This window comes from uncultured Thiodictyon sp., from assembly GCA_903837595.1.
Taxonomy (GTDB): domain Bacteria; phylum Pseudomonadota; class Gammaproteobacteria; order Chromatiales; family Chromatiaceae; genus Thiodictyon.
The window spans coordinates 1-10931 of sequence record CAILVI010000230.1 but is presented as its reverse complement, the minus strand read 5'-3'; the positions used below and the strand labels follow the sequence as shown (position 1 = coordinate 10931).

The following is a 10931-nucleotide window of genomic DNA, read 5'->3' as shown; positions in this document are numbered from 1 at the left end:
TTTCCTATGCCAGTCCGCTGATCCATTTCTGGTCGGTGCGGGCGCTGCTTTGGATACTGATCGGGACTCTGATGCTGTTGGTTGCCCCGATTCCGTTACCCGCCTTGGGCGTGCCGGTTGGGGTGGCCGTCGTTGCCGTGCTCTTGGGGCTTGTGCTTGCCAACAGCCAGAAGCGACTGTAGGCCAGTGGCGGCAGGGTTGGGCTCGTGCCCAGTCTCCCGCCGGTCTAGTCGAACCAGTTTTCGATCGCCAATCCGCCAAAGTGCTGGAAGTCCGTCACGTTGCGAGTCACCAAGGTCAGGCCGTTGGTCGCGGCGATGGCCGCGATCTGTCCGTCCGCGTAGGGTGTTGGGCGACCTTGGGCATCCAATGCCACCCGCTGGTCGGCGTGCCAGATGGCCGCATCGCGGTCATAGGCGAGTACCGCGATAGGCTGGCGCAGCAGTCGCTCCAGATAGTCAGTCAACGCCTCGCGTCGGCGCCCCGGCGGCAGGCGGCCGAGCCCGTGGCGCATCTCGTGGATCACGGTCGCCGCGGTCGTGGACTCGGACTGATACTTGCGCAGACGGGCGAGGACCTTGGGCTCGGGGGACCGCTTGGTCGGCTCGGACAGGATGTTGGTGTCGAGCAGGAACCTCAGTCGGTCCAATCGAAGACCCTCCCGGGGGAGGGATCGCGCCACCCGTCGATCTCCTCAGGCGTCAAGTCCGGCCAGTCGAAAGCGGTCTGGGTGCGCCATTCGGCGATGGCGTCCCACAGGCCCGGCCGCGTCTGGTTGGGGTGCATGGCCGCATAGTCAGACTCCGACATGAGGACGGCCACCGATTTGCCGCGGCGGGTGATATGCACGACCTCCCCGCCCTCGACCCGATGGATCAGGCCGGTCAGTCGGGTCTTGGCCTCGGCAACTGAGATCTCGGTCATTTGGAATCACCCTCCGCGGGCAAGGGGTGGTGCGATGACCACCAGCATGGGCATCTTAGCCGGGCGGGATCGAATCGAGAAGCCTGGTAGGCGGTTGGCTGGATAGATGGAGCCTGAGGCGGGACCGGAATGGCCTCTCCGATGACCTGTGTGAGGAGCGCCTAGGTCAAGCCAGCGAGGCCGATCTTGAGGACTGGGCTGACCGCGTGCTGGAGTGCCAGAGCCCGTAAGGATGTCTTTGACGGATCGGCTTGATCGAGCGAGCCATCGGGTGCGGGGAACTAACGACGAGCTTTTTTCGTGGTACGTCCCCGATTTCCCTTCGTCCCCGATTTCCCTTGGTCATCACGTGCCGGCCTCGGGCTTTGGGTGGCATGGGTCACCGGGGACTGCAATCTTGCCGGTCCTACGGCGGTGAAGTCAACGCGCCCGCGCTCGACCTATGCCATTCCCGTGTGGTCGGTTTGCGCCTGCCCTGCCCCTGGATATACAGTGGCATCAAAACCCACACGCCAGCACAAGAAACGGACATCATGAACGACCTGCTTCAACTCGCAACCGTCTCGTTGGTCAACTTCCTCTCGGTCCACTTGCCCAAGTTAGCCGACGACTGGTGGGCTAAGCAAGTCATTGATCGCTTAAGCTTTCAGCAGCAGCGCATGGCACAAGATCGCGGATTGACGACGCTGGACCAGCTTGACCTCGCCGCCTTGCTGCGGCTGCTCGATCAAAATTGGTACGACCTGTCCAATGAACTTCGCCTGCCGCGCGAAGGCCGAACCTGGGTCAAGGAGATGCAGACGGTGCGCAACAAGTGGGCGCATCTGTCGGCGCAGGCGATGCCGGACGCGGAGGTCTACCGCGACGCCGATACCTTGGGCCGCTTGCTGGAGATGATCGAGGCCGACGCCGGGGTGCTGGCCCAAGTGCTAGCCACCAAGGCCACCGCACTCGCCGCGATGGCCGGGGCGCGAGGTGCCGGCGCGCCATCGCCGAATCCCGCAGCCCAGGCCGTTGCGCCGCCCACGTCCTTGTACCAAGTCGGCGACTTGGTTGCGCTGCGCTCCAACCCCAGCATCCTGATGCCGATTATCGAGGTCCTCCCAGGCGTTGCCGAATGCCGCTACCGGGTCTTTCAGGACAACAAGAAGGCAACCTATTACGAAAGTCAGATCCAGCTTCCCGCCGCGGCCGAGGATGCTCGAATACGGCTCAGTGCAGACGCGCTGCACGCGTACCTGACCAGCCTGCAACTGCTCTCGCCCTCCACCGCCAACCTGTTTTCGCTACGCTCGGGTCGCGTGCAATTCGTGTCTTACCAGTACCGGCCGGTGCTGAAGCTCATCCGGGCCGATCGGCCCCGCTTGCTAATCGCCGACGAGGTTGGGGTGGGCAAGACGATCGAGGCCGGGCTGATCATCAAAGAACTGCGGGCGCGCATGGACATTTTGTCCGTGCTCATCATTTGTCCCAAGGCACTCGTGTCGGAGCGCAAATGGTTTGTCGAAATGCGCCGCTTCGATGAGCATTTCACGGCCCTGGATGGCACCCAGCTAAGACACTGTCTGCACGAGACGCACCTTGAAGGGGAGTGGCCTGACCAGTACGCCAAGGCTATCGTGCCGTTTTCGCTGTTCGACTCGGACCTGATCTTCGGCAGTGGCGGCAAGGGCAAGAAAAAGAAGCAAGGTTTGTTGGCGCTGGACCCACCGCCCAAGTTCGATCTGGTGATCGTCGATGAGGCGCATCACATCCGCAATCCGGCAACCTATCTGCACCAAGCCGTACGCTATTTTTGCGACAACGCCCAGGCCGCGATCTTTCTCACCGCCACGCCAGTGCAGTTGGGCAGCGAGGACCTCTTCACCCTGCTCAACGCCTTGCGTCCGGACCTGGTCATCGACCGGGCCAGCTTTGCGCAAATGGCCGAGCCGAATCGGCCCATCAATATGGCCGTTGCGCATTGCCGGGCGGCCAAGGAGGGTTGGCAGGCAGAAGCCCGGACCTGTCTCGATGAAGTGGCGCAGACCGAATGGGGCCGGATGTTCTTGCGGGAATCACCGCCATTCCAAGCCATTTACGACCGCCTGAGTGAGAAACCCATGGATGATGGCGCACGGCTCACACTCACCCGCGCCGTTGAGGACCTCTATACCTTCAGCCCACTGATCAATCGCACCCGCCGCCGCGACATCGGCGAGTTTACAACCCGCAAGCCGGAGACGCTGACCGTCCCATTCACCCCCGGGCAGCAGCGGCTGCATGACGACCTGCTGGATCTGGTGGCGCGCATCCTGGCCTATTGTCACGGCCAGCAGAACGTAAAGTTCATGATGACCACCATCCGCCGGCAGGCCGCCAGCTGTCTCTATGGCCTCGCCCCGCTCTTACGCAACATCCTTGCCGGTAAACTCGACCGCCTCGAAGCCATGGAAGCCAGCGACAGCGACACCGAGCCAGACCTCAGCTTCGTCAATCAGGTTCGGACCGACATTGAAACCTTGCTGAGACAGGCCGACAACCTCGAGCCGCAAGACCCGAAGGTCGACGCCTTCGTCAAGGTGCTGTGCGACAAGGGCCAGATGCCGAATAACAAGGCGCTGGTGTTCAGCACCTTCCGCCATACGCTGGCCTATCTCGCCGCTCACACGCAGTCTACGAGTTTGCGTTACGGACTAATACACGGCGACGTGCCGGATGAGGAGCGAGCCGATTTGCGCCGTCGATTTGCGCAGCCGAAGGAGGACCCCGCTGCATTGGACGTACTGCTTTCGTCTGAGGTTGGTTGCGAAGGGCTTGACTTTCAGTTTTGCGATCTGCTTGTCAACTATGACCTGCCATGGAATCCGATGCGCATCGAACAGCGTATCGGCCGTATCGACCGCTATGGCCAAAAGAGTGAGACCGTGGCCGTCGTCAACCTGATTACCCCCGGAACCGTCGATGCGGATATCTACGAACGCTGCCTATGGCGCATCGGTGTCTTCCAACACGCGGTCGGCGGCAGCGAAGAGATCCTGGGTGAGATAACCCAGGAGTTGCACGACATCGCCGAAAGCTTCGCCCTGAGTCCCGCACAACGGGCGCAACGGCTCCAGCAGCTCGCCGATAACGGCATTCGACAGATCCAGGAAGAACAGGCATTAGAGTCGAAGCAGGCCGAGTTGTTCGGACTGAGCGTGCCGAACCAAGCCTGGCGACAGGAAATCGAGGCGGCTGAGACTTTCTGGCTGTCACCCGCGGCCCTGCAGCGGTGTGTCACGACCTATCTGGCGGATCGCCTCGAGCGTGATCTGGAGTTTCTGCTCGGCGAGAAACCGCTCAAGACGCTACGACTGAACCAGGAGGCGCGGACGAAACTGCTCGAAGACTTCAAGCGCCTGCCGCGCGCCACTGATCCGGTTGCACGGCAGTGGGAGAAATGGCTCAAAGGCGCACAACCCACCCTGTCAGTCACCTTCGATCAGGAGAGCGCAGCCGAGAATGCGAACGCGGTCCATCTGAATGTACTGCATCCGCTCATCCGGCAGGCCGCTCGTTGCTTGGATCAGCCGGAGCCAGTCCATGTCCATCTTGCGGTCGCAAGCCCGGATGTCCCCACGGGGACATACCCATTCGCCCTGTATCGCTGGCAGAAATTTGGCGTGAAGGCGGACCAGTCACTGGTTGTGGTGTCATCGGAGCAGCTGGTTGAAGACGCTTTGATGGGGCTGCTCCCAACCGCGACGGATTCACAGGAGCCCCTGCTACCCGACACCGCCCAATATGATGCGCTTGACACACGTCATCACGGTAAGTGGACCGCTGCCCAAGCGAATCACATCGCCGACAACAGGGAACTGGTTGAGCATCGTATACAGAGTCTCACCATCAGTCACCGCGCTCGTCACCAACTACTCGACGACCGAATCGCAGCGGCGACCGATGACAAGATTCGGCTTATGCGACAAGGCGAACTGGCACGAGCCGTTTTGGACTTCGAGCGACGGCTGGCCGCGCTCGACGAGGCCGCTGCGAGCGGCGACATTCATGCATCGCCGATAGTGTTTGGCGTGCTTTCCGTAACGTCACAGGAAGGAATATGAGCATCATTGATGAGGTTCGGGCCGATCGGGAAGAACTGGCCCGAGTTCTAAAGAGGCATCTAGGAATCCGGAAGATCGTCGAAGATCTCTACCCGGACAGCGCCCACTTCATCTATGAGCTATTGCAGAACGCGGAGGACGCAGGTGCGACCGAAACCACCTTCATATTGACTGAGGCGGGTCTTACTTTTGAACACAATGGCCGCCCATTCGAGCCCAGAGATATTGAGGCTATTACGGATATTGGGGAAGGTACAAAGGCCAACGACGACGACAAGATAGGACGCTTCGGCATTGGCTTTAAAGCGGTTTTCGCTTACACGGAGACGCCGCGTATCTGGTCATCGAACTTCGCCTTCGAGATTTCCGATCTTGTATTGCCTTTTGAGCTATCGCCAAGAGCCGATCTGGGAAAAGTCACCCGTTTCGAGTTTCCGTTCAACAACCCAAAAAAATCTGCCACAGATGCCTGCGCAGAAATCGAAAAGGGACTGCACGAACTACCGGAAATGACGCTGTTGTTCCTCTCCAGCATCGAATCGATTGAATGGGAGTTACCGGAAGACGGTACGGGTGGAGTGTTTCGTTTTCCACACGCCGAACTTCATGTTGAGGTGTTCAAGAAGGCTGAAGGAAAAACTACCTCTAGCTCACATTATTTGCGATTCACTGCTCCGGTCCACGGATTAGATAAACAGCGCATCGCTGTTGCTTTTCAACTTGATCTTCTTCCCAAGGCCAATGGCTACGATGCCTTGAAACCACTTGCCGAGCAGTTCAGAATCATTCCGGCAAACCCGGGGCGGGTGGCCGTCTTTTTTCCGGCTGAGAAAGAGACATCGGGACTGCGTTTTCACCTGCACGCGCCTTTTGTGCCTGAACTCAGCCGGGCAAGTATCAAAGAGACGCCCGCTAATACCCCGCTTTACCGGCAACTGGCGAATCTGGCGGCGTCCTCGCTTCACTCCATTAAGGGTCTAAGTCTCCTGACAGCAGATTTCTTAGGCGTTCTTCCTAACCCGCAGGAGGATATCCCGAACCGCTACGTTGATATACGACAAGCGATTATAGACGAGATGAATGAGGAGCCGCTGACGCCAACATACTACAAGGATCATGCACCGGCCAAGCACCTATTGCAAGCGAGGGCTTCGCTAAAGATGCTTCTTTCAGCAGAAGACATCAAGACCCTTATTGAAGGGAGTGAGAATGCGCCCAAATGGGCTATCGGCGCGGCTCAGAAGAACAGCGCCGTAGAACGATTTCTCACCGGCTTGGCCATTCGCGAATGGGACATCCCTCAGTTTGTTGCACTATTAGAGCAGCGGGCATCAGACGGATACCGATGGGACCCCTTTTTCAATAGAGCGCACCAAGGTGCAGATAGGTCGTTTATCGCATGGCTAGCCACGAAGCCGGACGATTGGTTCCAGAAGTTCTACGCACTACTTGCCGACGATTACCTAACAGGTCCTGAGTATGCAAAGAGGCGCTTACTTGAGAAATTGAAGCCGTTACATATCATCCGCCTTAGCTCAGGCGGATACACCATGGGTAACAGGTGTTTCTTCCCAACGGATGAAGTTGAGGAAGATGAAGTACTTCCACGAGTAGCAAAAGGCGTATTTACTTCTGGCAAGCAAAAGATAGAACAGGAAAGCGCCATAAACCTGCTGGAAGCACTCGGCGTCCGACATGTCGGCGAAGCCGAGCAGGTTGAAGCGATCTTGAAAAAACGTTATTGTAACATAGATTTTAGCCCATCAAAGAGCGACCTAAATCGCTTTATGGCATTAGTCGAAAAAGACGCTGCGCAGGCCGTCATATTTAAAGATTATTCGATTCTGAAAAGAGAGGACGGCAAGTGGGGCCTGCCGGGTCAAGTTTATCTCGATATGCCTTATCTCGAAACGGGGTTGAGCGTGTATTACGAGAGACGGGGAGATAGAGCGGACCGCATCGCTTTATCCAAAGAGTATCAAGAGTATGGGATTTCCACCAAGAGACTGGTCGAATTTGCACGGCGAGTGGGCGTAGCGGTTGAACTAATAATTAGTGAGGTGCCGTGCCACTACAATCCCGACGCGGAGAATCTCGTTCATCGCGCTCCCGGCCGGAACGGTAGGTCAAATTACAGAATCGATAAGGACTACATGATCATTGGGTTAGATCAAGCATTGGAGAGAGAGGATGAGTCGCTGTCTCGACTTATTTGGCAAACGTGCGTCAATGCGAAGAATCAGAACTGGATAAATGCGCGGTATCGAAACAACATGAACTCACCATGCAACGAAGCACCTTCGCAACTAGCAGTACTGCTTCGGAACAAGAACTGGATTCCTCAAATCGGCGGCGGCTTTGTCTGTCCGGCGGAAGCCGAGCGCGACCGGCTTCCAGATGGTTTTGCATTTGATCCTGGCTGGTCCTGGTTAAGCGCCATCCGGTTTGGCGAGTCGATCGCGAAACAATCGGCGGAGAGCCGCAGAAAACGTGAAGTGGCCATGGAACTAGGGTTTAACGACGATGATTCACTCAACGACGCGAAGTGGTTTGTCGAGCTAGATCCAGAGGAGCGACAGAGATTCAAGAAACAATACGAGGGCAAACATCGTACAGCGTTGCCAGAACACGAGTCCGCTAACCCCGAACGACGAACCAATCGCGTTCAAGAAGATGCGGCCGAGGCACCAGAACGCCGAACTGAAAAGCGCACAAGATCAGTCTCGGTTGGGCGGGAAAGCGTCAAGAAAGATACTGATCCGTATCTTCGCCAACAATACACCAACAGCGATGAAGAAACGATCTGCCAAGTATGCAAAGCTGCACTACCATTCAAACTCGCCGACGGCAGCTATTACCTGGAAGCCGTCGAGTTCCTGCCGGAGCTAAAGCGGCGTCACTACCAGAACTACCTTGCACTTTGCCCCAATCATGCCGCGATGTTTCAGCATGCCAACGGGTCCCGGGATATGATGATGGACCTGTTTCGCGACATGGATGGCAACGAACTAGAAGTGATACTCGCCGACGAGAACGCCAGTATCTACTTCACCAAGACCCATATCACGGACATCGGGGCAATCATCTCAGCGGATAATTCAGGCGACGAGGAGGAAGAATGAGCGCCGGACGAGCCGTCAGCGCCAATTCGGGAAATTCGGTCTGGGCAGTGGGCTGGGTTCAATGTCAATATTTTGTCGCGCGCAAATAGATAGACGCCAGAGAAACAGAGCGGAGGGTGTTTTGCCTATGAATATTAATTTACCACCTCAGTTGGAAGACTGAAGTTTCCCGTTTTCAATTTGGCCACGTACGCCATGATCGCAGCGAGTAGCGGAATTTGCACCGGTTTGCCCAGATCCGCGCAATCGATACCGAAACTCTCACCGCCGAGGTCCTGAGCCAGCCGCCGCCGCAGGTCCGCGAAGGCGTATTCGGTCCGTTTGGTCGTGGCATAGCGTCGGGGCTGTGCGTTCGCCAAATGCTCGCCATAGATCCAGGGGATCGCGCTCGCTGCCATGCAGAAATTCAGGTGGTGAAATAGGGGGCGTGGCGAAATAGGGGACGTACTACGATATCCTCCGCCGACAAACCCCATACGATACCGCATCCATGAGACGGGTTCTTTACTCTGTGTCAGGACTCCCGGCGCCTGCAAGCCTGGCCTTGCGCGCTGACTGCCGGGCTCGGACGGATATCACTTACCTAGTCCCCGCAGGTGGACTGGTCCGCCGGGAGACGAGCAGGTGCCGATCTCGGCGACTCTGTGGAGGGCCTCACGGCTGCGTTTCGATGCGCACCATAAAGCGAAACGAGGGGTCTGCGCGGGTGCTTCTGGCCTTGAGCCAACCCCCTTTCCCGCATTCCCCCCAAAAATCCGCACTTTCAGCTCTCACGCTCCCCGCCCGCCGGGCAGCACACTGCGCCCATGGCAGACCCAACCGAAATTCCCAAGTACATCGACGATCCACCGCTGATCCTGCTGTGGCGCGTCGATGATCTCGTCCCGATCGTCCTGTGTCTGGTCATCGGGATCTTCACCGGCAGTCCCGGGACGATGTTCAAACTGATCGTCCTGGGCGTCCTCTTGGTGCGCCTGTATTCCAAGTACCGCGAGCGGCGCCCCGACGGGCACGCGCTGCACTTCCTCTATTGGTACGGCCTGCTGCCCCTGCGTGGGCGTACCACCCCCAATCCATTCTGTCGGCGGTGGCTACCATGAACCTCCAGCGATTTCTCGCCACCTGGGCCGGGCTGACGCTGGAGAACCGGGTCAACCGCCTGATCATCCTGCTGCTCATCGGCGTGAACTGCGTGTTGGCCATGACCATCAACCAGACCGATCGCACCGTGGTGTTGGTGCCGCCGGTGCTGGAAGGGGAGGTCTCGGTGGCCCGCTCCTCGGCCAGTCAGGAGGTCCGGGAGGCCTGGGCGCTGTTCGTCGCCGAGCTGCTCGGCAACGTCACCCCCACCAATGCCGAATTCCTGACGAAGGCCCTGGAGCCACTGCTGGCACCGGCGCTGCGGGTCGACGTGCTGCGTGTGCTGGATGCCCAGGTCGCGGAGATTCGCCGGGAAAAGGTCAGTCTGGCCTTTGAGCCGCGGGAGATCAGCCGGGACCCGGCGAGCGGCACGATCTATATCACCGGCACCCATGTGACCAGCGGACCGGCCGCCAAGCCGGTCAACAAGTCACGCACCTATGCCCTGCGTGTCGAGTTCAAGAACTATCGTCCGGTCGTGGTCTTCCTGGATTCCTATCCCGGGGAGCCGCGCGTCGGCGCAACCGTTGGGAGCCCGCGATGATCCGTCAACCGACCCTGCTCGCCCTGTGCATCTCACTCGCGCTCGGCACCGCCCAGGCCGCGCCGGAGCCCGACCCCGGGGCCGCGATCCCGCGGGTCGCCTGCGACCTGTTGGATGTCCGCACCGCGGCGGCGGGACCCCGCGCCGACCCGGCCGGGACTGGCGAAAGTCTCCCCGGCGGCGCACCGACCATCCGCCAGGTCGGCGGACTCGACCTGGCCGCCCGCCGGACCAGCAGCGCCCCTGAGCGCCGTGGCGGTTTCTTGCGCGTCGCCATGGGTCCGCCGGCGGGCCAGGCCCCATCTGTGGCGATGGAACTGGGACCCCGCAACGTCAGTATCACCCCGGGCACCACGGCGTTGATCGAGATCGCCATCGATCACCTCAACCGCATTGTCACGCCCTTCGCAAACCCGGTGGTGCGGACCGTCTCGGCGGCCAGTACCAGCGTCGACGGGCATGTGGTCTACGTGGCCACGTCGACCGAGGAACCCGTGTCCCTGTACATCAGCGACGGGCAGAGCAATGACCTGGCGTTGTCGCTCACCCTGGCCCCGCGGTACGTGCCGCCGCGCGAGATCCGCCTGACCGTGCCCGGATATCGCGGCAAGGGTGCGGGCGGCGCGGGACCCGACGGCGGTAAGTCGGCGTCGCTGCCGGGCACCGCGGGGGAGGGCAACGGGAGCACCCCCTATGTCGCCGCCTTGACCGACCTGTTGCGGGCCATGGCGCAGCGACGGCTGCCGGCGGGTTTCCAGGTCAAGGGCGGCGGCCCGAAGGCGCACTGCGCCCCGGGGCTCAAGATCACCAGGACCCAGCTGATCCAGGGGGCGACTGCCAGCGTGCTGACCCTCGGCGTGCGCAATGCCGGGACCGGCACCGTGCCGGCCAACGAGTCGGCCTGCGACCTGGACAAAGGCATCGTCGCGGCGGTCGGCGCCTGGCCGTTGAAGGCCCTGGCACCGGGGCAGGAAACCGAGGTCTTCCTGGTGCTCCAAGAGGGCACCGTGGCGACTGACCCGAGTGGGACACCCCGGTGATCAATCTCAAGAGCCGATGGGCATCCCTTTCGCCCGGCGTCCAGCGTGTGGTTGCCTGGGGTGCGGGCGGCTCCGT

General features: G+C 59.8%; 8 protein-coding genes and 1 pseudogene. 6 read left to right on the top strand and 3 right to left on the bottom strand.

All coding sequences use genetic code 11. From position 1 onward, the window contains the following. Positions 1-182, top strand: a pseudogene (locus tag QZY44_RS12355) (hypothetical protein); the annotation flags it as partial. Positions 183-226: 44 nt separating this feature from the next. On the opposite strand, the gene QZY44_RS12350 reads toward QZY44_RS12355, so the two are convergent. Then, positions 227-649, bottom strand: coding sequence for a type II toxin-antitoxin system VapC family toxin (locus QZY44_RS12350; RefSeq protein WP_295446621.1), 423 nt, complete (start codon positions 647-649; stop codon positions 227-229). Continuing rightward, positions 637-924 carry a type II toxin-antitoxin system Phd/YefM family antitoxin gene (locus QZY44_RS12345; RefSeq protein WP_295446619.1) on the bottom strand — a complete coding sequence of 96 codons (288 nt, stop codon included), beginning with the start codon at positions 922-924 and terminating at the stop codon, positions 637-639. The genes QZY44_RS12350 and QZY44_RS12345 overlap by 13 nt, the downstream gene beginning before the upstream one ends. A gap of 533 nt (positions 925-1457) precedes the next feature. Between QZY44_RS12345 and QZY44_RS12340 the strand changes: the two genes are divergently transcribed. Then, positions 1458-5009 carry a helicase-related protein gene (locus QZY44_RS12340; RefSeq protein WP_295446617.1) on the top strand — a complete coding sequence of 1184 codons (3552 nt, stop codon included), beginning with the start codon at positions 1458-1460 and terminating at the stop codon, positions 5007-5009. Continuing rightward, positions 5006-8131: a hypothetical protein gene (locus tag QZY44_RS12335; RefSeq protein WP_295446615.1), complete on the top strand. Its 3126-nt coding sequence runs from the start codon at positions 5006-5008 to the stop codon at positions 8129-8131. Before QZY44_RS12340 ends, QZY44_RS12335 begins: the two co-directional genes overlap by 4 nt. Positions 8132-8265: 134 nt before the next feature. Here the strand turns inward: QZY44_RS12335 and QZY44_RS12330 are convergent, their stop codons facing one another. Further along, positions 8266-8529 carry a hypothetical protein gene (locus QZY44_RS12330; protein ID WP_295446613.1) on the bottom strand — a complete coding sequence of 88 codons (264 nt, stop codon included), beginning with the start codon at positions 8527-8529 and terminating at the stop codon, positions 8266-8268. 408 nt (positions 8530-8937) lie between these two features. On the opposite strand from QZY44_RS12330, the gene traL reads away from it, so the two are divergent. The 3 genes from traL to QZY44_RS12315 are packed head-to-tail and all read left to right on the top strand — an operon-like array spanning position 8938 to position 10855. Further along, the gene (gene traL / locus QZY44_RS12325) at positions 8938-9231 is read left to right on the top strand and encodes a type IV conjugative transfer system protein TraL (protein WP_295446611.1); all 294 of its coding nucleotides are present in this window, start codon (positions 8938-8940) and stop codon (positions 9229-9231) included. Continuing rightward, entirely contained in the window at positions 9228-9815 is a 588-nt protein-coding gene (locus QZY44_RS12320; protein ID WP_295446609.1) for a TraE/TraK family type IV conjugative transfer system protein, read from the top strand. Before traL ends, QZY44_RS12320 begins: the two co-directional genes overlap by 4 nt. Next, positions 9812-10855, top strand: coding sequence for a type-F conjugative transfer system secretin TraK (locus QZY44_RS12315; protein WP_295446607.1), 1044 nt, complete (start codon positions 9812-9814; stop codon positions 10853-10855). The genes QZY44_RS12320 and QZY44_RS12315 overlap by 4 nt, the downstream gene beginning before the upstream one ends. Positions 10856-10931 lie beyond the last annotated feature (76 nt).